Source organism: Rhodovibrio salinarum DSM 9154, assembly GCF_000515255.1.
In the GTDB taxonomy this organism is placed as follows: domain Bacteria; phylum Pseudomonadota; class Alphaproteobacteria; order Kiloniellales; family Rhodovibrionaceae; genus Rhodovibrio; species Rhodovibrio salinarum.
Map to the genome: position 1 here is coordinate 667,914 of NZ_KI911559.1, position 24,124 is coordinate 692,037.

The 24,124-nt window shown below is 68.5% G+C and carries 23 protein-coding genes; 16 read left to right on the forward strand and 7 right to left on the reverse strand.

What is annotated here, in order from left to right:
* Window positions 1–3 precede the first annotated feature (3 nt).
* Complete coding sequence (gene zapE, locus RHOSA_RS0103120; protein WP_081728409.1) at window positions 4–1,182, forward strand: cell division protein ZapE; 1,179 nt, start codon at window positions 4–6, stop codon at window positions 1,180–1,182.
* A 77-nt stretch (window positions 1,183–1,259) separates the two neighbouring features.
* Here the strand turns inward: zapE and RHOSA_RS0103125 are convergent, their stop codons facing one another.
* Both RHOSA_RS0103125 and RHOSA_RS20065 read right to left on the reverse strand, forming a co-directional pair.
* The gene (locus tag RHOSA_RS0103125) at window positions 1,260–2,093 is read right to left on the reverse strand and encodes an ABC transporter permease (protein WP_242468731.1); all 834 of its coding nucleotides are present in this window, start codon (window positions 2,091–2,093) and stop codon (window positions 1,260–1,262) included.
* Entirely contained in the window at window positions 2,090–2,896 is an 807-nt protein-coding gene (locus RHOSA_RS20065; protein ID WP_051431743.1) for an ABC transporter ATP-binding protein, read from the reverse strand. The genes RHOSA_RS0103125 and RHOSA_RS20065 overlap by 4 nt, the downstream gene beginning before the upstream one ends.
* 157 nt (window positions 2,897–3,053) lie before the next feature.
* On the opposite strand from RHOSA_RS20065, the gene RHOSA_RS20070 reads away from it, so the two are divergent.
* On the forward strand, window positions 3,054–4,454 hold the full coding sequence (locus RHOSA_RS20070; RefSeq protein ID WP_081728410.1) for an ActS/PrrB/RegB family redox-sensitive histidine kinase: 1,401 nt from the start codon (window positions 3,054–3,056) through the stop codon (window positions 4,452–4,454).
* A complete protein-coding gene (locus tag RHOSA_RS0103140) occupies window positions 4,451–5,086 on the forward strand; it encodes an ActR/PrrA/RegA family redox response regulator transcription factor (protein WP_242468732.1) in 636 nt (211 codons plus the stop codon). The genes RHOSA_RS20070 and RHOSA_RS0103140 overlap by 4 nt, the downstream gene beginning before the upstream one ends.
* A 135-nt stretch (window positions 5,087–5,221) precedes the next feature.
* On the opposite strand, the gene RHOSA_RS0103145 is transcribed toward RHOSA_RS0103140, so the two are convergent.
* The 3 genes from RHOSA_RS0103145 to RHOSA_RS0103155 are packed head-to-tail and all read right to left on the reverse strand — an operon-like array spanning window position 5,222 to window position 6,486.
* Complete coding sequence (locus RHOSA_RS0103145) at window positions 5,222–5,545, reverse strand: hypothetical protein (RefSeq protein ID WP_027287545.1); 324 nt, start codon at window positions 5,543–5,545, stop codon at window positions 5,222–5,224.
* A gap of 39 nt (window positions 5,546–5,584) precedes the next feature.
* A complete protein-coding gene (locus tag RHOSA_RS0103150; protein ID WP_027287546.1) occupies window positions 5,585–6,004 on the reverse strand; it encodes a hypothetical protein in 420 nt (139 codons plus the stop codon).
* Complete coding sequence (locus tag RHOSA_RS0103155) at window positions 6,001–6,486, reverse strand: PAS domain-containing protein (RefSeq protein ID WP_027287547.1); 486 nt, start codon at window positions 6,484–6,486, stop codon at window positions 6,001–6,003. The genes RHOSA_RS0103150 and RHOSA_RS0103155 overlap by 4 nt, the downstream gene beginning before the upstream one ends.
* 422 nt (window positions 6,487–6,908) lie before the next feature.
* On the opposite strand from RHOSA_RS0103155, the gene RHOSA_RS0103160 reads away from it, so the two are divergent.
* The 3 genes from RHOSA_RS0103160 to RHOSA_RS0103170 are packed head-to-tail and all read left to right on the forward strand — an operon-like array spanning window position 6,909 to window position 10,222.
* Window positions 6,909–7,397, forward strand: a complete 489-nt coding sequence (locus tag RHOSA_RS0103160) for a hypothetical protein (RefSeq protein ID WP_027287548.1) — start codon at window positions 6,909–6,911, stop codon at window positions 7,395–7,397.
* A gap of 28 nt (window positions 7,398–7,425) precedes the next feature.
* Window positions 7,426–9,708 (forward strand): GumC family protein, encoded by a 2,283-nt coding sequence (locus RHOSA_RS0103165; RefSeq protein ID WP_027287549.1) that lies wholly within the window; start codon window positions 7,426–7,428, stop codon window positions 9,706–9,708.
* Complete coding sequence (locus RHOSA_RS0103170) at window positions 9,701–10,222, forward strand: hypothetical protein (protein WP_156092491.1); 522 nt, start codon at window positions 9,701–9,703, stop codon at window positions 10,220–10,222. Before RHOSA_RS0103165 ends, RHOSA_RS0103170 begins: the two co-directional genes overlap by 8 nt.
* Here the strand turns inward: RHOSA_RS0103170 and RHOSA_RS0103175 are convergent.
* Entirely contained in the window at window positions 10,188–11,474 is a 1,287-nt protein-coding gene (locus RHOSA_RS0103175; RefSeq protein ID WP_027287551.1) for an O-antigen ligase family protein, read from the reverse strand. The two genes, RHOSA_RS0103170 and RHOSA_RS0103175, sit on opposite strands and share 35 nt — an antisense overlap.
* A gap of 101 nt (window positions 11,475–11,575) precedes the next feature.
* On the opposite strand from RHOSA_RS0103175, the gene RHOSA_RS0103180 reads away from it, so the two are divergent.
* From RHOSA_RS0103180 to RHOSA_RS0103225, 10 genes are all read left to right on the forward strand, one after another.
* Complete coding sequence (locus tag RHOSA_RS0103180) at window positions 11,576–12,835, forward strand: glycosyltransferase family 4 protein (RefSeq protein WP_027287552.1); 1,260 nt, start codon at window positions 11,576–11,578, stop codon at window positions 12,833–12,835.
* Complete coding sequence (locus tag RHOSA_RS25350; protein ID WP_051431744.1) at window positions 12,832–14,205, forward strand: hypothetical protein; 1,374 nt, start codon at window positions 12,832–12,834, stop codon at window positions 14,203–14,205. Before RHOSA_RS0103180 ends, RHOSA_RS25350 begins: the two co-directional genes overlap by 4 nt.
* Entirely contained in the window at window positions 14,202–15,314 is a 1,113-nt protein-coding gene (locus tag RHOSA_RS25355) for a glycosyltransferase family 4 protein (protein ID WP_027287553.1), read from the forward strand. Before RHOSA_RS25350 ends, RHOSA_RS25355 begins: the two co-directional genes overlap by 4 nt.
* Window positions 15,311–16,546, forward strand: a complete 1,236-nt coding sequence (locus tag RHOSA_RS20085; RefSeq protein WP_051431745.1) for a glycosyltransferase family 4 protein — start codon at window positions 15,311–15,313, stop codon at window positions 16,544–16,546. The genes RHOSA_RS25355 and RHOSA_RS20085 overlap by 4 nt, the downstream gene beginning before the upstream one ends.
* Window positions 16,547–16,662: 116 nt before the next feature.
* On the forward strand, window positions 16,663–18,048 hold the full coding sequence (locus RHOSA_RS20090) for a WcaI family glycosyltransferase (protein WP_215904978.1): 1,386 nt from the start codon (window positions 16,663–16,665) through the stop codon (window positions 18,046–18,048).
* A 674-nt stretch (window positions 18,049–18,722) separates the two neighbouring features.
* On the forward strand, window positions 18,723–20,039 hold the full coding sequence (locus RHOSA_RS0103205) for an outer membrane beta-barrel protein (RefSeq protein WP_081728411.1): 1,317 nt from the start codon (window positions 18,723–18,725) through the stop codon (window positions 20,037–20,039).
* Window positions 20,036–20,632 carry a polysaccharide biosynthesis/export family protein gene (locus RHOSA_RS0103210; RefSeq protein ID WP_156092495.1) on the forward strand — a complete coding sequence of 199 codons (597 nt, stop codon included), beginning with the start codon at window positions 20,036–20,038 and terminating at the stop codon, window positions 20,630–20,632. Before RHOSA_RS0103205 ends, RHOSA_RS0103210 begins: the two co-directional genes overlap by 4 nt.
* A gap of 157 nt (window positions 20,633–20,789) precedes the next feature.
* A complete protein-coding gene (locus RHOSA_RS0103215) occupies window positions 20,790–21,563 on the forward strand; it encodes a metallophosphoesterase (protein WP_169816586.1) in 774 nt (257 codons plus the stop codon).
* A 169-nt stretch (window positions 21,564–21,732) separates the two neighbouring features.
* Window positions 21,733–23,226, forward strand: a complete 1,494-nt coding sequence (rfaE1, locus tag RHOSA_RS0103220; protein WP_027287557.1) for a D-glycero-beta-D-manno-heptose-7-phosphate kinase — start codon at window positions 21,733–21,735, stop codon at window positions 23,224–23,226.
* A 244-nt stretch (window positions 23,227–23,470) separates the two neighbouring features.
* A complete protein-coding gene (locus RHOSA_RS0103225) occupies window positions 23,471–23,674 on the forward strand; it encodes a cold-shock protein (protein ID WP_027287558.1) in 204 nt (67 codons plus the stop codon).
* A 235-nt stretch (window positions 23,675–23,909) separates the two neighbouring features.
* On the opposite strand, the gene RHOSA_RS0103230 is transcribed toward RHOSA_RS0103225, so the two are convergent.
* On the reverse strand, window positions 23,910–24,089 hold the full coding sequence (locus tag RHOSA_RS0103230) for a hypothetical protein (protein ID WP_027287559.1): 180 nt from the start codon (window positions 24,087–24,089) through the stop codon (window positions 23,910–23,912).
* Window positions 24,090–24,124: the final 35 nt, after the last annotated feature.

The window sequence follows — 24,124 nt, forward strand, 5'->3', positions numbered from 1 at the left end:
TGCATGGCCGAGGCCGCGCGCGACAGCGCCAAGGCAACTAGCGACGCGCCGCAGCAGACCGACGTGAGCGCGGACGGGCCGCTCGCGGCCTATCGCACCCTGCGCCAGCAGGGCGAGATCGCCGCCGATCCCGCGCAGGAGCTGGCGGCGGAGAAGCTGGAATCGCTGCATCACGCCCTGCGCAACTACCAGCCCAAGAATCCTGGCGGCTGGAAGGCCCGCCTGGGCCTCGCCCGCCGGCCGGAGACGCCGCCGCAGGGCCTGTACCTGTACGGCGACGTCGGGCGCGGCAAGTCCATGCTGATGGATTTGTTCCACGACCGCGCACCGGTCGAGCGGAAGCGGCGCGTGCACTTCCACGCCTTCATGGCCGAGGTGCACGACCGGCTGCATGCCTGGCGGCAGGAAACCAAGGGGGCGAAGGCCGACCCGTTGCCGCAGCTGGCGGAGAAGATCGCGCAGGAAAACTGGCTGCTGTGCTTCGACGAGTTTCACGTCGTCAACGTTGCCGACGCGATGATCCTGGGCCGGCTGTTCGAGGCGCTGTTCGAGCACGGGGTGGTGGTCGTCGCCACCTCCAACTTCCCGCCCGACCGGCTGTACGAGAACGGCCTGCAGCGCGGCCGCTTCCTCCCGTTCATCGAGCTGCTGAAGCAGCGCCTGGACGTGCTCGGCCTGGAGGGCGGGCGCGACTACCGGCTGAGCCGCCTGTCCGACATCACGGTCTATCAGACCCCGCTCGGCCCCAAGGCCCGCCAGGCGATGGACCAGGCCTTCGCGCGCTTGACCGAGGGGGCGGAGATCGCGCGCGACTACGTCACGGTGAAGGGCCGGCGGGTCGAGGTGCCGCGCTGCGCCCGTGGGGTGGCGCGCTTCGGCTTCGACGACCTATGCGCCAAGGCGCTGGGCGCGCAGGACTATCTGGCGATCGCCACGCACTTCCACACCGTGCTGCTGGACGACGTGCCGGCAATGACCGGCGATCAGCGCAACGAGGCGCGGCGCTTCATGACCCTGATCGACGCCCTCTACGAGCATCGCTGCAACCTCTTGATCGCCGCCGATGCGCCGCCGGAACGCCTGTACCAGGGCGAGGACGGCGGCTTCGAGTTCCAGCGCACCGTCTCGCGCCTGATGGAAATGCAGTCCAAGGACTACATTGCCCTGCCGCACCTGACGTGAGGAAGCGCCAGGAGCGCGCGGCGAGGGAGCTTCACGTGTGAAGCAGGGGGAATTGATGTGACGGCTGACCGCCGTGCTTATTCCCCTACCTGCAGCAGCAATCCGCGTTTGCGGGCGACGTGGAAGCTGTACAGGAACAGGAACGCTCCCAGCGCCAGGTAGCAGAGATCGACCAGCGCGGCGTGCAGCAGCAGGTCGGTGCGCACCGTGTCGTCGACCAGAATCGCGCGCATCCCCTCGAACACCGGGGCGGTCGGCAGCATCCAGGACACCGGCTGCAGCCAGTCGGGCAGGGTGGCGACCGGGTAATAGACCGCCGACACTGGCGCCAGCAGGAAGATCGCCAGCCAGGCCACGCTTTCGGCGCCCTGGCCGACGCGCAGGACGAGCGCGGAGACCATCATCCCGATCGCCCAGCCGAACACCAGCAGCAAGGTGAAGAAGGCGACCAGCGGCAGGCCCAGCGTGAAGATGTTGAACCGGTAGAACACGATCGCCAGCGCGGCGGCCGGTAGCACGCCGATCAGGGTACGCAGCAGGCTCATCACCGTCAGCGCCGCCAGGAACTCACGGGGCGCCAAGGGGCTGACGGCCAGATTACCCAGGTTGCGCGACCAGATTTCCTCCAGGAAGGACAGCGAAAAGCCGAGCTGGCCGCGGAACAGCACGTCCCACAGCAGCACCGCGGCGATCAGCACGCCCGCGGCCTGCGCGACGTAGGCGCTGTGCTGCAGGAAGAACTGCGTGATGAAGCCCCACAGGATCATCTGGATCGTGGGCCAGTACATCAACTCGAAGACGCGCGGCCAGCTGGTCTGCATCAGGTAGACGTGCCGCAGCACGACCGCGCCGATTCGCCCGATCATGCTGCCGGTCGCCTGGGAGGTTGGGGCATCCGCCAGGCGGCTCATTCGGCCAACGCTCCCTCGGGCGTGTGGTGCGGCATTTCGCCGCCGCGTTGCCGGTCACGAGCGATGTCCAGGAACACCTCTTCCAAATTGCCGCGGCCATAGCGGTCGAGCAGGTGGCGTGGCGTGCCCTGGTCGACGATCCGGCCGGCACGCATCATCTTCACGTCGTGGCACATCCGCTCGACCTCGGCCATGTTGTGGCTGGCAAGCAGGATCGCGCAGCCGCTTTCGCGCTGATAGGCCTCCAGATAGCTGCGCATCCAGTCGCCCGTGTCGGGATCGAGCGAGGCGGTCGGTTCGTCCAGGAACAGCACCTGCGGGGCGTTGATCAGCGCCTTGGCGAGCGCGACCCGCGTTTTCTGTCCGGCCGAGAGGCTGCCCAACCGGCGTTTGCGCAAGTCGCCGAGGTCGAGTTCGTGCAGCAGATCTTCGATCCGTTGGCGCGGCCTTGGGACGCCGTAGAGTCGGGCGAAAAAGCTCAGCGTTTGCCGGACGTTGAGCCGCCGGGGCAGGTCGACATAGGGACTGGAAAAGTTGACCAGGGCCATCGCGCGGTGGCGCGCCCGCGCCATGTCGTGGCCCAGCACCTCGACCCGTCCGCTGGTCGGCAGCAGCAGGCCCAGCAGCATGGCGATCGTGGTCGTCTTGCCCGCGCCGTTCGCGCCCAGCAGCGCCATCGTCGTACCGCGCGGAACGTCGAAGTCGATTCCCTGAACGGCGTGCACCGACCCGAACGTCTTGGTCAAAGCAACCGCCCGGACGACGGGGGCGGGGGAGTCAGGGGCGGCGGGCTGGACGGTCATTTCGGCAATATGGCTTGGCGCGTTGAAACAGGCCAGAGGGTCCCCACGCGGTTCAGTCTATTGCTTCGATCGATGGTGTGGCATGCCCGTGTTGCAATGCACACCCGACGTGTAAGACTTGGCGAAAACGCCATGGCGCGCCATGCTCGCAGATGTAATGACAACCGATGTCCAACCAACTCTGAAGCGTGGGGTGCGCCCCCTGACCCCAACGACGAGCGCCGTCGCGGATGGCGGGCGGGTGCGGTTGCGTACCTTGAACACGATCCGCTGGGTCGCGGTGGGCGGTCAGATGGCGGCGCTGGCGCTCGTCTACGTCGGTCTGGAGTATCCGCTGCCGATCGTGCCGGCCGTGCTGCTGGTACTGGTGTCGGTTGCGACCAACCTGCAGGCCGCGTGGTCGCATCGCGGCGCGCCCTGGCTGACAGACCGGGGGGCTGCAATCTACCTCGCGGTCGATCTGGTGCAGCTAAGCGCCTTGCTGGCGCTTACCGGCGGTTTGGCCAACCCCTTCGCGCTTTTGATTCTGGCGCCTGTCACGGTGTCGGCAAGCGTGCTGTCGCGTACGAGCACCTTGGCGCTTGCTGGGGTCGCGATCCTATCGGCGAGCGTGCTGGCGCTGTGGCACGTTCCGTTGCCCTGGGCGAACGGGGGGCTGGACCTGCCGCGTTTGTATATCGGCGGCATCTGGGCAGCGCTGGTTCTCGCGGTGTCTTTCATCGCCGCCTATGTGTTCTCGCTTGCCGCCGAAGCGCAGCGCATGTCCGACGCGCTGTCCGCCACGCAGATGGCATTGGCGCGCGAGCAGCGGCTTTCCGCGTTGGGGGGACTGGCGGCTGCGGCGGCGCACGAGCTGGGCAGCCCGCTTGGCACCATCGCCGTGGTTGCGCGCGAGATTCGTGGCGAGGTGCCCGAAGGCAGCGACATGGAGGAGGACGCCGAGTTGCTGCTGCAGGAAACGCAGCGTTGCCGGGATATCTTGGCGCGCCTTGCCGCCCAGCCGGAGGGCGACCAGGACGACACCACCTTCTGGGACTTGCCGCTGTCTGCGTTGGCGCAAACCGCCGGCCAGCCGTTTCAGCGTGAGGAAATCGCGCTCGAGGTGCGTACGGACCCGCGCGATGGATCGGCGCAGCCGACGGTCCAGCGCAAGCCGGAGATTCTGCACGCGATCGGGACGCTGGTGCAGAATGCCATGGGATTCGCGAACAGTCAGGTCGTGTTGGAAACGCGCTGGGATGCGCGGACCGCGGAACTTGCGATCCTGGACGATGGGCCTGGCTTCGATCCGCAGATCGTCCCATATCTTGGGGAGCCCTATCTTTCGACGCGTCGACGGGACTCGGGCGGCGAAAACATGGGCCTGGGTATTTTCATCGCGCGCACGTTGTTGGCGCGTACGGGCGCCGATGTCCTGTTCGACAACCGCCCGGAGGGCGGCGCGCAGGTAATCGTGCGCTGGCCGCGCGCGCGTTTGGAAGAAGCCGCACCGGCGGGCGGCGGGTCGACCTGGCCCGGACACGCGCCGCGCCGACAAGACGAGAGGGTAGCGTCATGACTGAGCGGATGGACGTTAAGGGGCGGAACACTGACGGTGTCGACACCCCGAGCGCTGGAACAGCCACGATTGGCCAGCCGAGCGGGGCTGCCAGCGAGGTGGCCGACCTCGGCCGTCTCTTGTTGGTCGACGATGACGAGCGTTTTCTGACCCGGCTGGGTCGGGCGATGGCGAAGCGGGGATTCGAGGTATCGACCGCGACCAGCGTTGAGGAAGGGGCGCAGCTTGCGCATAGAACCGCACCGGACTACGCGCTCGTCGACCTGCGCCTGGAAGATGGCAACGGCCTGGAAGTCGTGCAGCAGATCCGCGAACACCGGCCGGAGTGTCGGGTCGTGGTGCTGACCGGCTATGGCAACATCACCACTGCCGTTGCCGCCGTGAAGGCCGGGGCGGTCGATTACCTCTCCAAGCCGGCCGATGCCGACCAGATCGCTTCGGCATTGCTGGCGCAGGGCGAGGATCTGCCGGAGCCGCCGGACAACCCGATGAGCGCGGATCGCGTGCGTTGGGAGCATATCCAGCGGGTTTACGAGCAGTGTGACCGCAACGTTTCCGAGACCGCGCGGCGGCTGCGTATGCACCGGCGCACCCTGCAGCGTATCCTCAGCAAGTATGCGCCGCGTGACTGACCCGCGGCGCTGCTACGATCCGGGTGGCCAGGGCGAAAGTGCGGCAGGCGGATGGTCTGTGGCTTTGCGCCCATGGCCAACGGGCAACGCCATGGGTCAGGCTTTGTGTGAGTGCTGCGGGCTCGGTAACGATGCCTAGCGGGATTTCACGTCGATTTGCAGGATGACGTTGCCCTTGGCCTTGTACAGCGACTTTTGGCCCTGTTTGGGGATGGGGACATGGGTCTTGTGGCAGTAGGCGATTAATGCCGCCGTCATTTCCAGTGCGGTGAAATGCGTCGGTCGCGGCACGTTTTCGAATTTAATCCGCGCGCTCACGCCTTCTTCCGTCTGACCGTCATACTCGATCGATGCCACCTGGCTTCTGGGCAGCGTGCGCTCGTGCGCCTCGGCAAACGTGCGCAGTGCCTGTTCGACTTCGGGCGTAGTGAAACGGATCAGGCGGCGTTCGCTTGGCATGGCGCACTTTTGAATTGAAAAGACGAGAGGGGGCAGCGGCTACGTGTTGCCGAAGTGATTGAGTGCCCAAATCGCGGCGAAGCCGAGAGCCACGAGCAGTACCGCTTTCACGGCGAGCATGGGCAACGAGGAACTGATGCTGCCGGCCTTGCCCTCGTTGACCTTGGCGTCGTTGCGGGCCGTGCGCGTCGCCGTCGCTTCCCGGCGCGCTTCGGCGCGCTCCTTGAGAGCGGTGTCGTTGTGCTGATCGAGCGCGCTGGAGCGATACACCGTGCGTGACTTGTACCCACCTGTTTCGGGATCGAAACGTTCTTCGACCACGCGTATGGCCGGAAACCGCCGGCTTTCGTCCATGCGGCGCGCTTCCAGGATCGCCAAGTCACGGTCGTCAAAGAACCCCTGTATCTTCCAGCGGCCGCCCGTATAACTATGGAGCTCGTAGGCGATCTCGGCGCTCATGCCTGCGCTCCTTCATCGACCTCGGTCACCGTGTCGGCCCCGAGTAGGCGGCCGTTCGCGGCCCCCAACAGATGGTCGATGGTCGTTCCGTCGTTCGACAACGGCAGCAGGACCGAGCGGAACAGCGTGCGCCCGGCATCCAGCATGGCGTCGCCGCCCAGACTGACCGGCACCAGCTTCTCCAGCGTCAGGTCGATAAAGCCGGCGGCGTGGTGCAGCAGGGCGCTTTCGGGCACTTCTTTAAGTGTCGCGGGGACCCCGTCCGGAAGCTCGGCCAAGAAGCCGTCACCGACGTGCAGCAGTTGGCTTGCCCCCGCTTGACCGTCGGCCAGACGCAGCAGGAAGCATTGCGCCCAGTCGTCGCCGACTTGCGCGGCGTCGATGTCGTCCGCGCGTGGGTAGTCGCGCTCGCCGCGCAGATCGTCCCAGTACGCCAGCAGACGCAGGACAAGCCGGCGCTCGTCCGGCCGGTAAACGTTCATACTTGTCGGGTCTCCCATTGCCATGAATGGCTTAGCGATCTCCAGCATGTGCGTGCTTGCTTAAAAAGCCGTAAAATCCCGTAACGAGCGTACCGACGTGTCGTGGTTGTTAAGCATGGCGCGTTGTGGCAATAGTGCATCCTATGCGGGTGTTGTGCGGTGATGTGACCACCTAAAGAAGTAAAATATCACGGGAGTAACGCATTTAGTTGCTCGTTTCGCGTGTGTACCTATAATCCCTCAGGGGTTGTTTGTATCGGCTTTGGGTCGCGTTTTTGATGTTCCGACTCCAGAAAGCTTGCCGTCCAGGATCGTATGCGGTTGGGCCTGGTTGGGATCGGGCGCGCTATTTGGCCGCTTTGTGCCTGACGCTTGCGTGGACTGCGCTGCTTCCGCCGTCCGTCAGTGCGCAGGAACGATCGGTGGTCGCCTTGCCGTCCGCCGTGGCCCGGCAGCTGGATGTGCAGATGGCCGATCTGGGCACGCCTGCGTTCGTCGATGGTTTTGCCGGTCTGGTGCTTGCGCATGCCGGTCGCGACGCCACGCGGGCCCGGGCCATGGCCAAATGGGTGGTCGACCGCGTGCCCAACGCCGCCCCCGAGGTGGCGCGGGCGTTGGAACTGGCCGGTTTCGCGCCATTGGGCGCCGGGCTGGCGGCAAAAACGCGTAGCGCCCATGCATCGCCTGTGCTGAGCGGCGTCCCGGGAGGTGATGGCGTGCGTGCCGTTCCTGGGGCGGCGGTCGGGACCAGGGATCTTGGCGGCGGGGGTGGTGGCCGGACACGCGGCGGGAGCGGGGGTGCAGGGGGCGGTGCAGCGCTCGGCAGTGCGCCCGGCTATCCGGCCCCGATCTCGGCTCGCCAGACGTTTCGACCCGCCCCCGACGACCTCGCAACGCCGCAACTGCGTTAGCGGCGGGGCAGTAAAGTAAGGGCGCGCGATGCACGGGAATCTGTCGCCACTGCCATCGCCGGTTCGCCCGTCCGCTCCGGCATCGGCGTCCAGCTCGCCCGGGCCAGAAGACGAGAACAACGAGGTTGCCCAGCTGCTGTGGGTGCTGTGGCGGCGCCGGACGCTGATTCTGTTGCTCACATTGATCGGCACGCTGGCGGTGGCCGCGCTCGTGATGCGCTTGCCGCCCAGCTACCAGGCCGAGGCGGTGCTGTTATTTCAGCCACCCTTCGCACCGGTGGATCCGACGACGGCGGCTCCGTCGGGCGCGCCGGACGCCGAGTTGCGCGATCTGGCAAGTGAGATCGAGCTGATCCGCTCGCACAGTTTGCTGAGCCGGGTCGTGCAGGATGCGGGCTTGCTGTACGCACCGGCGTTCAACCCGGTGTTGGGGCGCACGCCTGGACTGCTTGAGCGCCTCGGTCTGCAAGCTCCACCGCCGCCCGAGGCCTTGCGGCTCAGTCGTCAGCGGGCGGCCACGCTGGCCACCTTGCGGGAACGCTTGCAGGTCCGACCGGTCGGGCAGGCGCGCGCGCTGTCGATCACGGTGGCCGCGCCGGCTGCGGAGGTCGCCGCGCGCGTCGCGAACGCCGTTGCCGACACCTATCTCGCCCGCAGCGCGGCGCGTGCCCGCGCGCGGCGGTCTGCGGCGACGGCCTGGCTCGACCGGCGGGTGGCGAAGCTGCGCCAGCGAGTCCAGGCCGCCGAGGCTGCGGTCGCCGATTTCCGGATCGAGTCGGGCCTGGCGGAACGCGGCCCCGACAGCGCGGGGGCTCAGGACCGGGTTCGCGCGCTCAATCGCGCCCTCACCGAGGCCCGGGTCGCGGCCGCGGCTGCCCGTGCACGCGTGCAGCAGGTAACGGCGCAGCACGCTTCGACAGGTGCTGGATCGCCACCAGGGGAGGGGGTATCACCTACGAGGGTATCGACAAGGCCGCAGGGTACGTCGACCGGTCGCCTCGATCAGGCGCTGGAGTCGCAATTGCTTCAGGAACTGCGGCGCGCGGAGGCGGAACTCGCGCATCAGCGCGCACAGCTTGCCACCAGCTACGGACCGCGCCACCCGCGTTTGCGCGCGGCGAACGCCGAACTGCTCGACCTGCGGATCGAGATCGACCGGGAGAAAGATCGGCTGGTCGCCGGATTGCGCCAGGAGGCTGAGCTGGCACGTCAGCGTGCGGCGGACCTGCAAGCCGATTTGCAGCAACTGCACACCGAGGCGGGCGCGCTCGGCCGGGCGCAGGTCAAGCTTGCGCAGTTGGAGCGTGAAGCCGCAGCGGAGCGGGCGCTATTCGATACCTTCCTGGCTCGACTGAAGGAAACCCGCCTCGCAGCCGATCCCCCCGGCGGCAAGGCGGAGCTGGTTACCCGCGCCCATCCGCCGGCTGAGCCGTCCGCGCCGAATCGGCCCTTGCTGGCGGGCTTCGGGGCGGTCGCCGCGTTCGCTCTGGCGGTCGCGCTCGCGTTGCTGCGGGAAGCGGTCGATCGCGGGGTTCGGGAGCCGGAGCAACTGGAACGCGTCTCGGGCCTGCGCGTCCTGGGCACGTTGCCGCGTGTGCCGCGCGCGCCGGCCCGGCAGGTGCTGGCGCAGCCGACCGGCGCGTTGGCGGAGGCGCTGCGGGCGCTTCATACCAGTGTCTTGCTCAGTGACGTGGATCGGCCGCCGCGCACCCTCCTCATCACCTCCGCCTTGCCGGGGGAGGGAAAGACCGGGCTGGCCTGCGCGCTTGCCCGTGTGCTGGCGCGTGCCGGCAGCCGCGTTCTGCTGATCGACGCCGATCTGCGGCATCCAGGCGTGGCCGCCACGTTGGGCCTGCCGCCAGGTCCGGGACTGGCGGAGGTGCTGGCACGTCAATGCAGCGCAAGGTCCGCTGTCCGCGTCGATCCCGATCGGGCACTCGACGGCCGGCTATCCGTGCTGCCAGCCGGCCGGGCCGGCGATCCGGGCGGCCTGCTCGACTCCCAAGCGCTGGGCGCGCTGATTGAGGCGTGGTCCGAAGCGTACGATCTCGTCCTGATCGATAGCCCGCCTGTGCTCACCGTTGCCGACCCGCGCAGTTTGGCCACGCGGGTCGATAAGACCGTTCTCGCGGTGCGGTGGTCCGCCACCCCACGCACGCGCGTTCGCCGCGCGGTTGCGGTGCTGCGCGATTCCGGCGTGGCGCCGGCGGGGGTGGCCCTGACGTTGGTGAATGCACGTCATCATGCCCGCAATGCCGGTGTGTACGGTACCGGTCTAACCTCCCGGCGGGGATATTATGCCGGTGCCTGACGCTCGGGGCGCCCGGGGCCGCGCGCGTCGCACCGGGCTGGCGGCCCTGCTGCTGGGCGTCGGTTTGCTTGCCCTCGCCGTGCCGATTACGGGTGCGGCGCTGAGCCGTTTGCCGGGCGATGCCGTGCTGCGCGATCTGCGCGCCGACAAGGCTGTGGGCGTGCGTGCCTTGAACCGACTCATCGACAGCCGGCAAATGGCTGGGCGCTGGCGCGAGGATCCGCGCGATCTGGGCGATCTGGTCCTGGCATACCTGTTGCTGGCGGAGCGCCCGGCTGGCGATCCCGCGCACCTTCTCGCCGCCGAGCAAACAGTGACCGCCGCGCTGCGGGCGGCGCCGGCCGATCCCTACGGCTGGACGCGGCTGGCCTTGGTCCGCTGGCAGCTTGGCCGGCCGGCGGAGTCGATCCGCGCGGCGCTGAATGCGGCTTGTACGACGGGCCCGAACAGCACGCGCTTAAAGGCCATCCAGCAAGCCCTCAGGGCGAAGTTTCCGGCGGCGCCCGATGGTTGATTTCACTTGGCGTCCGCGACAGCCCCAGTCCTACGAGCAAGGCAGCGGTCAGGGCGACGGCCGGAATCTGTGGGCCGGGGTCGACCGCGCCCTGCAGGGCGACGACGGTCAGCGCGGGCACGGCTGCCAGAACACCAGCGCTGCGCGCGGGCGCACGCAGCAGGGCCACGGCGAAGCCCAGCAGGAGTGCGAGCCAGGCGCCGGCTGCCGGCAGCCCCAGTTCCGTTGCCCATTCCAATGGTCCGCTGTGGGCGCTTATTACCGGCTGCGTGGCGCTCGGCAGGCGGTACAGCGGGTACAACTCGGGAAAGCTGCCCAGGCCGTGGCCTGTCCAGGGCTGCTCCGCGATCGCGGCCAGCGCGGCCTGCCAAATGACCGCGCGGTGGGCGAGATCGCCGGGCAAATCGGCCAATCGTCCGTCCAGCCCGGCGGCCAGGAGCGCAAGCGCCGCGAGCGCCAGCATCCCGGCGCTTCCCACCAGGGCTTGCCGCCGGTCCAGCCAGTGCCCGCGGGCGGCCAGGGCCAGCAGCAGAAGATGCGCGGCCAGGGCCGCGATGACTGCGGTGCGCGACTGGCTCGCGACCAGGCCGGCGGCCATCAAAGTCCAGGCAAATGCCAGCAGTGTTCCGGGGGTGTCCCCCTCGCGGGTCAGCCACAGCGCGGCGCCCGCCAGCATCGTCAGCGTCAGGTAGCACGCGAACGCGCCACGGGCGACGAACGGGCCTGTCGGGGTTGGATGGAATGGGCCCTGCAGCCACAGAACGTTCTCGACGCCCAGGGCATGAGAGCTCAGGGCGCTGCCGGCCACGAGCGTTCCGGCAAGGGCGAGCGCCGACAGCGCCGGGCGCACGGGCGCGCCAGTCCACGCCTGCGCAACCAGCCAGCCGAGCAACAAAACGCTGCCCAACCGCACGACGGCATCCAACGCTTCGGCCCGGTGCAGGATCGGCGTGGCCAGCAGACTGGCGCCCGGGCGCAGCGTGTCGGCCAGCGCGATGCGCAGCGGATGGACTGGCAGGCTGGCCGTCAGTTGCCAGAGCGCGAGCCCGGCGATCCCGAGCAATGGCACCACGGCCCAGGCTGGCAGGGGCCACGGCCGCACGGGCTGTGGGGCGACCAGCAGCAACAGTCCGCCCTGCAGGATCGCCAATACCGCGATCAGGCATGCCAGACTGCTCCACGCCCACGCGGGTGCGGCGCCCAGCGCGATCGGAGCCAGCAGCACGAGGGCGAGGAGCGCAGGGCGCAGCACGGGGCACGGTCTCCGGCGACAGGTAGCGACGCGTGCACTTTATCCGATAAGATCTCGGACTGCGCGCTTTCTGCCAATGTGCGTGTGTCCGGAGAGTCGCGGTGAGGGTCGGTGTCTTTCACCCCGGCGCGCAGAACAGCTGGCAACGTGCACTGGCGGCGCAGGAGGCGGGCGTGCTCGCCTGGTACCTGTCGAGCGTACAGGTCCGCGCTGACGGCCCTGCGATGCGCACCGCCGCGAGCGTGCCTGGTGCTGCCGGGCGTTGGCTGCGGCGGGAGTTGGAGCGGCGCTGCTGCCGCGCCCTCGACCCGCGCATGCTGCGTCGCGCGGGGATCAGCGAGCTTGCCGAGATCGCGTTGCGTCGGGCCGGCTGGATGCAGACGGCGGCTGCGGTGAACCGCTGGGGCAACGCCTGCTTTGCCCGGCACGTGATCGCACAGGCGCGCGCCGAACCGGTTGATCTGATCTGGACCCACAACGATAGCGCGCTGGAGAGTTTCACCTGGGCGAAGCCGCGCGGCATCCGCTGCGTGCTCGACCAGTCGATCGGCCATCCAGCCGCCCTGGCCGAGATCCTGGAGAGCGATCGGGCCCGCTACCCGGAACTGTACGAGCGTGCGCCGCCGCTCCCAAGCGGACACGAGATCGCACGGGCGGAGCGCGAGTTGGACTTGGCCGATACCGTGCTGGTCGGCTCGGCGTTCGCGCGCGATAGCCTGACCGCCCGGGGCGTGCCGGGGGACAAGATCCGTCTGGTGCCCTACGGCTTTGACGAGACGCTGTGGAGCCAGCCGGGTCCTCGCCCGCCGCTGCGTGGTCGGCCGCTGGAGGTGCTGTTCGTCGGCGCCGTGCAGCCGCGCAAGGGCTTGGGGGCGCTGTTGCAGGCCTTCACCCGCATCGACCCGCGCGTCGCGCGGTTGACGCTGCTTGGCCGGATGGACCTGCCGGCCAACGCGCTCGCGCCCGTCGCTGATCGTGTTGTCCATCGTCCGCCGGTCCCGCGCCGCGAGGTCGCTGCCGTGATGGCCAGGGCCGACGTCCTGATCCTACCCAGCCTGTTCGAGGGTAGCGCTGTGGTCGCGTACGAGGCGCAGGCGGCGGGGCTGGCCTTGATCCAATCCGCGAGCACCGGGTGGATCGCCGAGCAGGATCGCACCGGTCTGATCCTGCCGGACGTGAGCGCGGCGGCGATCCGGACGGCTGTCCTGGCCCTGGCGCACGATCCGGATCGGCTGGCGGCCATGCAGACGGCGGCTGCCGCGGCCCAGCCGCGCTGCTGGGCGGATTACCGGGCCGAGGTGCGGCAGGTTCTGGGTCTGGCGGCGGCCCAGGTGCCCGAAAGCAGGGAGGCCGCGGCGTGATCGCCCTGGCGCTGACCTTGCAGATCGCCGTGTTCGTCGGTGTCGGCGTGGCTTTTCTCGCGCACCGGGGGGCGAGCGCCTTTCACCCGCTGCTGTACTATCTGCTGTTCCACCTGCTCGCGTTCGTTATCCGGCCGTTGCTGGTGCATCTGGCCGGGTTCGACGGGCAGTGGCGCTACATGGGCTTCCAGCCGAGCGACGCCGGGTTCGTGCTGACCCTGGCCGTGTCCAGTCTGGCGCTGATCTGCTTCGCCGCGGGGTGCCTCACCGCCGGCGCGGCGCGGCCCGTTTTTGTCGGGGCGGGGTGGCGCTTCGAGCGGGCGGATCGATTGGCATTGGCCTGCGTGGCAGCTGTGTTGTTGCCGGTCGCGGTCTATGCCGCCCACCTCGACCTGCGGCTGTTCGGCGAGCCCGCGACACGCCCCGGGCAGCTCTCGGACCACCCCAGCATGCTGCGCGACGTGGCGACTGGTTTCACGGTGTTCGCCGGGACGACGGCCTATCTCGTGAAGGCACACAATCTGCTCGCACCTTTCTCTGTCCTGTGTGTGGTTGCCGGGCGCTTTCGTTGGTGGGCGTACGTCCCGTTTGCCTTGTTCGTCGGGTATCGTCTCTACCTCGGCAGTCGCTGGGGCGTGGTGCTGGCACTTGTCATGCTGCTGCTGATCCAGCTCGCGCACGCGGGACGGCGATGGCCGCCACTCAAGGCCAGCTTGGCGGTACTGCCTGTGGTCGTTCTGTTCGTCTGGGTCGGGCTGGATCGGGATGGTCTGCGGACGTTGGGGGCCGAGCCACCGACGCATGCCCCAGTCACCCGCGCGTACACTGCGCCTCGCCATCTGCTCGACACCCCCGATTTCGCGAACTTCGACTATCTGGCCTTCATCATCGACCGGGTACCGGCGCAAACCGGTACCTACAGCTATTTCAGCCAGCATCTCGAACTGCTCACCCGGCCGGTGCCGCGTGTGCTCTGGCCAGACAAGCCGGTCGGCTCGCCGGTCACGCTGTTCAATCTGAACGACTACGGACGCTTCTACGGCCGGACCCGCGCGTTGCCGGGCGACGGCTGGATGAGCCTGGGCTGGTTGGGGGTGGTCGCGACGTCGGCTGTAGTGGGCGCGTTGCTCGGACTGGCGCACCGCTGGCTGTGGCAGCCACGGACGGGGATTTATGGCTGGCTGGCCTACGCCGCCGTGTTGCCGGCCACGATCCAGCTGTTCCGCGACGGCGCGCTCTTGTCGCTGGCGCGCTTTGGCATGTGGATGGCGTTCCCGGTGGTGGCGTGTTGGGCGCTTGCGGCCTTGTTCCGCCGGCTGGCCGGCGCGCGGGAGCAAGCGTCCGGACCGCCGGGGAGGGTGGTCTCGTGACGGCCCGCCGGCTCGCCTTCGTCTGGGCCCAGTTGGCGCCCTACCACCTTGATCGGTTGGATGCGCTCGCGTGCGTTGGGTTCAAGGTTACGGGGGTGGCGGTTGCACAGACCAGCCACCGTTATCCCTGGCGGCCGGGGCAAGAGGGGTCGGGCTGGGACCGCCATACACTCGTTCCCGGCATGCCGCTGGAAGCGGTGTCGGAGCGCATGCGGACCCGGGAACTCCTGGCTACCTTGCGTGCCGTTCGCCCGGATCTCTTGTTCCTGTGCAACTGGCCGCGCCCGCACGTGCTGGCAGCGGCGCTCTGGGCGCGGCGGGCCGGGATTCCCTCGGTCGTGATGTGCGACAGCACCGCTGACGACCGCCCGCAGAGGCGCTGGCGCACCCGGATTAAGCGCGCCCTGCTCGCTTCCTATTGCGGCGGGTTGGCTGCGGCGGACCGGTCGGCCGCTTACCTCGCGGCCCTGGGCGTGCCTGCATCGGCCATCGCGACCGGTTACGACCGTCTGTCGGTGGCCCGTCTGCGCACGCTTGCGGCTGCCCCGACGGAGGATGCACCGGAGCCGGGTTTCGTCGTGATTGCGCGGCTGGCGCCGGAGAAGAACGTTGCGGGCGCGCTCTCGGCCTACGCCCACTACCGCGTTTTGTGCCAGGCGGCGGGACGTGTTCCGGCGGCGCTGACGATCCTGGGTGACGGCCCCTTGCGAGCGGAGCTGGAGACTTCTGCCGCAGGTCTGCCCGGCGTCCGCTTCGCCGGCTTCGTGGCCTCGGATGCGGTGGCCCGGACGTTGGCCCGCGCGCAGGCGCTGCTGTTGCCCAGTTGGCGCGAGCCCTGGGGGCTCGTCGTGAATGAGGCGGTCGCGCTCGGGGTGCCGGTGCTGGCGTCGACCCGTGTCGGCGCGGCGGAGACCCTGGTGCGCGACGGCGTCAGCGGGCATCTGCTGGCGCCCGACGATCCGGCGGGTTGGGCGCAAGCGATGGCACGGCTGACGGCGGCGCCCGAATACCGCGCCCGGCTCGCGGCTGGCTCGGCCGCGCTGGCGCCGCGTGCTGACGTGGGGGGCTTCGTCGATGGCGTGGGGTGGCTGGCGGAGCGGTTGACGTGAGCCCGCCGCGCGTTCTGTCGGTTATCCACGCTCCCCACCTGGGAGGTCCGCAGCGGCGCAACCTCGCGCTCGCCCAGCGTTTCGCCGCGGATGGGACGGCGCATCTGACCGTGGCGCTGCCCGACGGTCCCGCGGCCGAGGTCCTGAGTGCGGGCGGTGTGGAGGTGCGCTCGCTGCCGCTTGGCCGTTTGCGGGCGACAGCCGATCCGCGCACGCAGCTCCGTTATCTCGCGGGTTGGCCGGGGGACGTCGCGCGCCTTGGCGGGCTGATTCGGTCGACGGGCGCGGACGTGGTGCTGTTGAACGGCCTGGTGAATGCCCAGGGGGCGGTTGCCGCCCGGCGCGCGGGGGTGGCGCTGGTCTGGCAGCTCCTCGATACACGTCCGCCTCCCGGCCTGATCCGTCTGCTGCGGCCGGTTGTACAGGCCTGGGCGGATTGCGTGATGACGACCGGTCCGGCGCTGGCCGTCGCGCAGCTGGGCGTCGATCCAGCGGCAACGGCTGGACCGTTGGCGGGCCGGGTCGTGCCGTTCGCCCCGCCGGTCGATGCCGGGTGCTTCCGCCCCGATCCGGCGATCCGTGCCGCGGTGCGGGGCGAGCTCGGCGTGGCGGGGCGCCCGGTCGTCGGCATGATCGCCAACCTGACCCCGCAGAAGGGGCACGACGCCTTCCTCGACGCGGCGATAGCGTTGCGCCGCGTGCGCCCCGACGTTGCCTTCCTGTGGCTGGGCGAGCGCTTTGCCGGGCAAGCGGCGTATGCCGAGCGGCTCGTCCAGCGCGCGCGTCGGCTGGGGCTGAACGACCTGGTCGTGCGGGCGCCGGGCCAGCGCGTGGCTGCGTTGGCGCAAGCCATCGACGTCGCCTGGCTGACCTCTGCCCCGCGGAGCGAAGGCATCCCCACCGCTGCCGGCGAGGCAATGGCACTCGGCCTACCGCTGGTCGGCTTCCGGGTCGGGGCGCTCGATGCGCTGGTCACGCATGGGCGGACCGGTCTGCTGGTGCCGCCCGGGGATATCTCAGGGCTGGTGACGGCGACGGCGGGGCTGCTGGCCGATCTGGATCGTCGCCGGACGCTCGGCGCGGCCGCCCGCGCAGCGGCGCAGGCCGTGTGTGCCCCCGAAGCTTGTGCGGCCCATCATCTCGCGGCGTTCGAGATCGCGCGGGCACATCGCCAGCGGTGTGCGATGGGCGGCACGACTCCCGGCCGCGGCAACAAAGTTCCGAGCATTTAGGGGCTTTTAATTAAATGCGCGAAGACTGGTTCAAACGCGCGAAGTCCGGAGCCGCCCAGGAAGGGTGGAGAGGCGGACCAACGTGTGCGCAGCAACGCCAATCCACAGAGGCGGACATGACCAGGATGGGCATGAGCCGGCAGATGCATGCACCGCAGGCGTCTTTGAACGGAGCCTCGGCAGCGGATACACACCGGTCGGCGGCAGCCGATGGGGAGAGTCGAGACGCGCCCGAACGCCGCCATGGGCAGGCGCTCAAGATCCTGATTCTGGCGTTGAACAGCGCGCCGGATCCCGTCGGTGCCGGCAAATGCACCGGTGAGATGGCTGCCTGGCTCGCCGCTCGCGGCCACCAGGTGCAGGTGGTCTCGGCGGCGCCCTATTATCCTGGATGGCGGGTCGCCGAAGGGTATCGCGCCAGCGTCTACCGTCATGAGACGAGCGACGGCGTCGAGACGCTGCGCTGTCCGGTATATGTGCCGCGGAAGCCGACCGGCCTCCGCCGCCTGCTGCAGCATTTGTCCTTCGCACTCAGCAGTTTGCCCGCCGTGGTGAGTCGGGCGCTTGCCGGGGGGCCGGATGTCGTCCTGACCGTTGCGCCGTCCTTGATCGCCGCGCCAAATGCCTGGCTTGCCGCCCGGCTGAGCGGGGCTGAGGTGTGGCTGCACGTCCAGGATCTGGAACTCGATGCCGCGTTGGAACTTGGCCTGCTCCCAGGCGGTCGGCGGCGCGGCTGGGCGGAAGCTGTGGAGGGGTGGCTGCTACGGCGGTTCGACCGGGTGACAACGATCGGCGATGGAATGGCGCAGCGGTTGGCCTCCAAGGGGGTCGATCCGATGCATCTGGGTGTGCTCGCCAATTGGGTCGACTGCACGCAAATCCGCCCCTTGCCGGAGCGCGAGGTGTCCCGTGCTTCCTTCGGCCTGCCGGCTGATGCGTTTGTGGCGCTTTATTCCGGCAGTCTTGGCGAAAAGCAGGGGGTGGAGGTACTGATCGATGCCGCGGCCCGTCTGGTGCACCGGCGCGATCTGCACATCGCGGTATTCGGTGACGGGCCGGTCCGGCAACGATTGCTCGATGCCGCGGCGCAACTGCCCAACCTGACCGTCGCTTCCCTGGTGCCCGCGTCGCGGCTCAACGATCTCCTGAACTGCGCCGACGTCCACCTGCTGCCGCAGGCGGTGGGGGTGCAGGATCTGGTTCTGCCGTCGAAGCTGACGCACATGTTGGCGAGTGGGCGTCCCGTCGTCGCCGCTGCGTCGCCAGGCACCAATCTGGCGGACCTGGTGGAAGATTGCGGTGTGTGTCTCAGCAGCAATGAGGGCGATGCGTTCGCCCAGGCCCTGATCCGATTGTCGGAAGATCCCGTGTTATGCCGGAGTTTGGCCCGTTCGGCGCGCGAACGCGCTGTGGAGCAGCTTGACCGGGATGCGGTGCTCGGACGTCTGGAACGCGCGCTGTTTGGCGCCCGTCACACCTTGAGCGCGCCGGACGACGCGTGATCCGGCGCAACCGGAAGCTGGCCGTCGGCAAGCGAGTCGTTCGCGGTACGTCGCGTACCGGGAGGCCCTCCCCAATCTGAGGTATTACGCTGAGCCTTTTTTGCACTTGTTAAGTGTGATTGTGTGCGCGCATGTTGAATAGCCGTTCAGCCAGCGGTTGGCGGTATGCCGGCAGCAGCAAGGCGAGCACACCCATGACGAACCGGCGATCACGTCCAACGAGTCCTTATTTGCAGCGGCGTTTGCGCAGCTATGAAGAAGCGTGCGCGGACCATCAAGCCGACTGTCAGACTGATCGGGATGCACCGGGGCAAAGTGGGCCCCGAGGGCCTCATTCCGAGCCGTCCGAGGCGAGTCCGGAAAGCGAGTAGCCTGCTCTTCTGAAGGAGATCATGGCGTAGCGGCGCCTGTTGGAAGCTCCCAATATTAAGGCGTCAGTGGCAAGTTTTCCGCCAAGTATCAGCGTCTACACTGCCAGGGGGTGTACGCGGAGCGCGTGCGCTTCTAAGGCGATGTGCTGGTAAATGTGCTTGTGTCAGTGTCGCAAGTTTGCAATCATCAGGTGTGTTTAGCTCATCGTGTTCGCGGGCGAGTCCGCGGGCACGTCAGAGGGTGGCCAGAAGAAGCGCGGTGTGGGGCGCGGCGCTTCCGAGGCAGGAAGGATGTAGCACACCGTGGCAGGGGGAGCGTGCTGGGGGCGGCGTGCGGGTGACACGACAGCACATCCGCTGGCCGGTCGCCGGGTGGGCGTCGCAGCGCTGAGCGCCTGTGTAATCACAGCCACGGTTCATGCCGGTTTTGCACAGGCGCGCCCGTTACATGCGGGCGAGACGGTTCTGGACCGTCCGCGCCCCGAGGTCACCGTGCATGGCGGCCGGATTGGGCAGATCTGGGTGCGGCCGGCCGTGACCACGGCACTGGCCTTCGATGACAATGTTTATGCCAACGATGCGCGGCGGAAGGCTGGCGTCCTGCTGCGCACGGTGCCCGCCGTGACGGCGCAGACTGATTGGCGTGGCCATACCGCCGCCGTGAGCGTCGCTGCCGAGCGTGGGGCCTATCTGGACCAGTCCAGCGAGGACTATCTCGACCTTCGGGCCAAGGCGTATCTCCGCATCCAGGCGACCCGCCATCTGCATAGCAGTGCGACGGCGCGCTGGGCGCGAGGGCACGCCCCACGTCACTCGGCGGAAAGTCCGGCCGACGCGGTCGAGCCCACCGTCTACCACGCGCGTAGCGGGGAGATCGTGCTGAAACGGCGTGGCGATCTGAGCGACTGGAGTGCGCGGGCGCGGGTGCGGGCGATCGACTACGATGATGTGGCCCGGCTGGATGGCGGGGTCATCAACAATGACGATCGCGACCGCTGGGTCGGGGAACTGACGCTCGCCGAACGTACCCGCTTGGGCCTGGATGTTGACGGGTTTCTGCGCAGCCGGATCAATGTGCGCCGCTACGCCAACGGGCCGGACGATCAGGGGTACGTCCGGGATTCCTGCGGTCATGCCAGCGTCAGCGGGGTCACCTGGCGGGCGACCGGCCTGACCACGTTGGAAGCCTATGCCGGCGTGCGCCAGCAAATCTACGCGGATCCGCGTTTCGCCCCGCTGTTGATGCCCACCGCGGGCGCCAGCATCACCAGCAGCCCCACCCAACTGACGAGCGTTCGTCTGGAGCTTGAGCAGGAGGTGCGCGAGACGACCGAACCGGCCGCGCGCGGTCGGCTGGTTACGGCCCTGACGGGGCGGATCGATCACGAACTGCGCCGCAATCTGTTGGCCGGGCTGCATGGCCGCTACGCCGTCGACGATTATGATGGCACAAGCCGCCGGGACGTGCATGTCAGCGTGGGGGTGACGCTCACCTATCTGGCCAGTCGGTATCTGCATGCCCGCCTGGCGTATGGTCACGCCCGGCGTGAGACCCATGGCGCGACGGCGCGGGAGTTTCGGCGTAACCGGATCGAAGCCAGCCTGGAGCTGCGCTATTGACCGGTTCGCCAACCCGCTTGCCCCGGTTCGCCTTGGGGCGCCGATCGCTGCTGCACGCGGGGCTCGCCTGTATGGTCATGGCGGCGGGGCCGGTCGGCTGCGCGCCGCGCCGGCGGGCGCCGGAGGACTTACCGCGATATAGCCTGCGTCCGGGAGACCGGATTGCCGTTACGGTACATGCGCACCCCGAGCTGTCGGGTGAGATGAGTCTGGATTCGACCGGGCTGGTGCGGCTGCCAATGGCTGGAACCGTCGGACTTGCAGGTCTGAGCGTGCGGAACGCCGAAACGCGCATCGCCGGCGTGCTGGAAGGACATTGGGTGCGCCAGGCCTCGGTTGGCGTGGAATTGCTGGATCACGCGCCGGTCTTCGTGCTGGGCGAGGTGCATCGGCCCGGCCGGTTCGCCTACCGGCCGGGGATGACGGTGCTTGAGGCCGTCGCGCTTGCCGGGGGCTACACCTATCGTGCCCGCACCTCCTGGGTCACGATCGTGCGTTCCGACCGCACCGGCATGCCGCAGGAATTCTCAGGCATGCCGTCCACGCCGTTGCTCCCTGGGGACGGTGTGCGTGTGCCCGAACGCCTCTTCTAGCTTCCAACGGCTGTGCCGCGCAGCTTCGCCGGCCTCCGAACGACCGAGCATCATGCCCTGTCCGCCTTACCGCCCGTTTTCGACCGTCAGCGCTTCCGGCCATGCCGCTCGGTCGATCTTCTGGGTCGCGCGTTTTTTCGGCGGCAGATTTGCTCAGTTGGCGGGGGCATCGGAGAGTTCCAGCGGTCCACTGCACACGCCCCAGCCGGCCCCGTTACCTGGCCCGACCGACCGGGTGGTCTACGCGATCGGTGATATACACGGTCGGGCAGATTTGCTGGCCCGCTTGCACGGCATGATCCTGAGCGACGCTGCGCGGCGCGGGCGACGGGCGGCGGTGGCGGTCCACCTGGGTGACTATGTCGACCGCGGGCGGGAGAGCCGGGCGGTGCTCGACCGTCTGACCGACGATCCGTTGCCTGGGCTGCAGACGGCCTTCCTGTGCGGCAACCATGATGCCTGGATGCGCGCCTTCCTGGATGACCCGGAAGCTGGGCGGGGCTGGCTGGTCAACGGCGGGCGGGAGACGCTCGCCAGCTACGGTATCCCGAGTGTGAGCACGGATCCCTCGTTGCGCGAACTCCGGCGTTTGCGCGCCGATCTGGGCGCCGCAATGCCGGCAGCGCACCGGGATTTCCTGGACGGTCTCCAGCTGACCTGGCGGGAAGGTGACTACCTGTTCGTGCACGCCGGTGTGCGCCCTGGCGTGCCGTTGGCGCGTCAGGACCCGGACGACCTGATCAACATTCGCCAACCGTTTCTAGCCAGCCAGTCGCGGTTCGACGGTGCGCTCGTGGTGCATGGCCACACGATCGTGAATACCCCGCAGGTGCACGACAACCGGATTGCTCTCGATACCGGCGCTTATGCCACTGGTCGGCTGACTGCGTTGGTGATCGACGGCGCGGAGATCAGCATTTTGCAGACCTGACCCTCACACGTGTGCTTGCGTGTGGGTGCTTGCGAGCCGGAGCGGGATGCTTTAGCTCCCGAAAGCGAAACCGGCTGCGCAGCTAGACCGCCCCGGAGCGTCCTTTGGCGACCCCGCTTGCCCCATTCCGATCTCCTAGTATCCCCGCTCCCGCCGCGTGGAGGGCCGGATGACGGTCGATGATGCCGATCTTGTCGGCAAGCTGGACGCGCTCGCCGGCGCACGGGTGGCGGTCGTCGGCGACATCATGCTAGATCGTTTCGTAAACGGAACGGTCGAACGGGTTTCTCCCGAGGCCCCGATTCCAGTGCTGAAGGTCGGGGAAACGACCGCGATGCTGGGCGGCGCCGGCAACGTTCTGCGCAACCTGGCGGCGCTTGGCGCCCAGGGCCGGTTGGTCGCGGCGGTTGGCGACGACGCGCCGGGAAGGGAGGTTGCGGAACTGGCCGAACAGGCCGCGCCGGGCGCGGCCCGGCTGGTTACGCTCCCCGCTCGGCCGACCTCGGTGAAGGTGCGTTATCTGGCCGGCGGGCAGCAGTTGTTGCGCACCGATTGGGAGGACACGTCCGCTCTCCCGGCGGATGCTGCGCAACGCCTGCTCGAGTGCACGGAGGCGGCGCTGGATGACGCCCAGGTGCTGGTGCTATCGGATTACGGCAAGGGCGTGCTGACCGCCGAGACGATTGGATCCCTGATCCAGGCGGCCCGCCGGCGTGGCGTGCCGGTCGTCGTCGATCCGAAGGCGCGTGACTACGCCGTCTATGCCGGCGCCGATCTGGTGACGCCCAACCGGGCGGAGCTGGCGCGGGCCACCGGTCACGGCGTGCCGGACGCGACCGGCCCCGAAGCCGACGCGCAGGTTGCGGCGGCCGCCCGCGCCCTCGCGCGGCAGTCCGGAATCGCGGGGGTGCTGGCCACCCGCAGCGCGCACGGCATGACACTCGTCGAGCACGCGGAGGCCGAGGCCCGCCATCTGCCCGCGGCGGCGCGCGCGGTTTACGACGTTTCCGGTGCGGGCGACACGGTGGTGGCGGCGCTCGCGGCGGCGTGGGCGGGCGGACTTACGCTTGCGGATGCCGCGCGGATCGCCAACGTCGCCGCCGGGATCGTGGTCGGCAAGGTGGGGACCGCGGTGGCCCGGCCGGACGAGCTGTTGCGCGTTCTGCACGCGCAACGGCTGCTGCAGACGGAAACCAAGGTCGCCAGCCGGGAGACCGCGTTGGAGCGGGTCGCGGCTTGGCACCGGTCCGGGTTGAAGGTCGCGTTCACCAATGGCTGCTTCGACCTGCTGCATCCCGGGCACGTGTCCCTGCTGGAGCAGGCGCGGGCCAGCGCCGACCGGCTGGTCGTCGGGCTTAACGCCGACAGCTCCGTGCGCCGTCTGAAGGGCGCTGATCGCCCGGTCCAGGGGGAGGCGGCGCGTGCGGCCGTGCTCGCCTCGCTCGCCAGTGTCGATCTGGTGGTGCTGTTCGAGGAGGATACGCCGCTCGAGCTGTTGGCGGCGCTGCGCCCGGACGTGCTGGTCAAGGGCGCGGACTATACCCGCGACACGGTGGTCGGTGCCGATTTGGTGGAGGGCTATGGCGGGCGCGTCGTGCTGGCGGCGCTGTCCGAAGGGCACTCCACGACGGCCACGCTCAAGCGCTTGCGCGGGCAGGGCTGAGGCGCAGGGGGACCGCTTGCGCAGCCGTCCGTGAAACCCCCGCCAAACCTACGAATCCGCTTGCGTTCCGCGTGGTATACGCGTAGTAAAGATCGGGTCTACGACGTCACGTTTCGCCCTAGCCTAGATGGTGTGCAGGGCCGCGCCGAGCTCCTGGAGACCGGAGAGACTGACAAGTGAGACCGCGACCACTCATACGGGGTGATCGCGCCAGTCAAACCGGATTCTCAAGGAGATGCGCATCATGGCGACCGGTACAGTTAAGTTTTTCAATACCACCAAGGGTTTCGGCTTTATCCAGCCGGATGACGGCAGCAAGGACGTGTTCGTGCACATCACGGCTGTCCAGAACGCCGGCATGGATTCCCTGGCTGAGGGCCAGAAGCTGTCGTTCGAGGTGATCACCGAGCGCGGCAAGCCCGCTGCCGGTAACCTGAAGCAGGCGTAAGCCTGCCGCTTCGGACGGTTCCCCCCGTTCGACTGCCGAGGCCCCGGATGTCGCCATAAGGCGGCGTCCGGGTGCTGGCCGGCCCGGAATTCAAAACGGCGGCTACCCGGATGACGGGTAGCCGCCGTTTTCGTTTTGGTGAGCTAGGGGCAGGGTCAGAGACGACCGGTATCCGGATATCCGGAGCGTTTCGTTCAGACACACGGTCGTCGGGTAGGGGCGCTCCGTCGGTGGACTACACCCAGACGGCTGTCATGACGAGTATCCCGATGATCGCGCAGACCACGGCTGTGCCGACACAGATGTAGACGTGCCGCAATCCTTCGCCGCCGATGTCCATCACGTTGGCCAGACCGCGCCCGGCGACAAAGCCGGCAAGCGCGAAGGCGCATACCCCTAGAACGATGGCCCCCATCTGTGTCCCTTTCGGCCGAAGCTCAGTTAACGCGA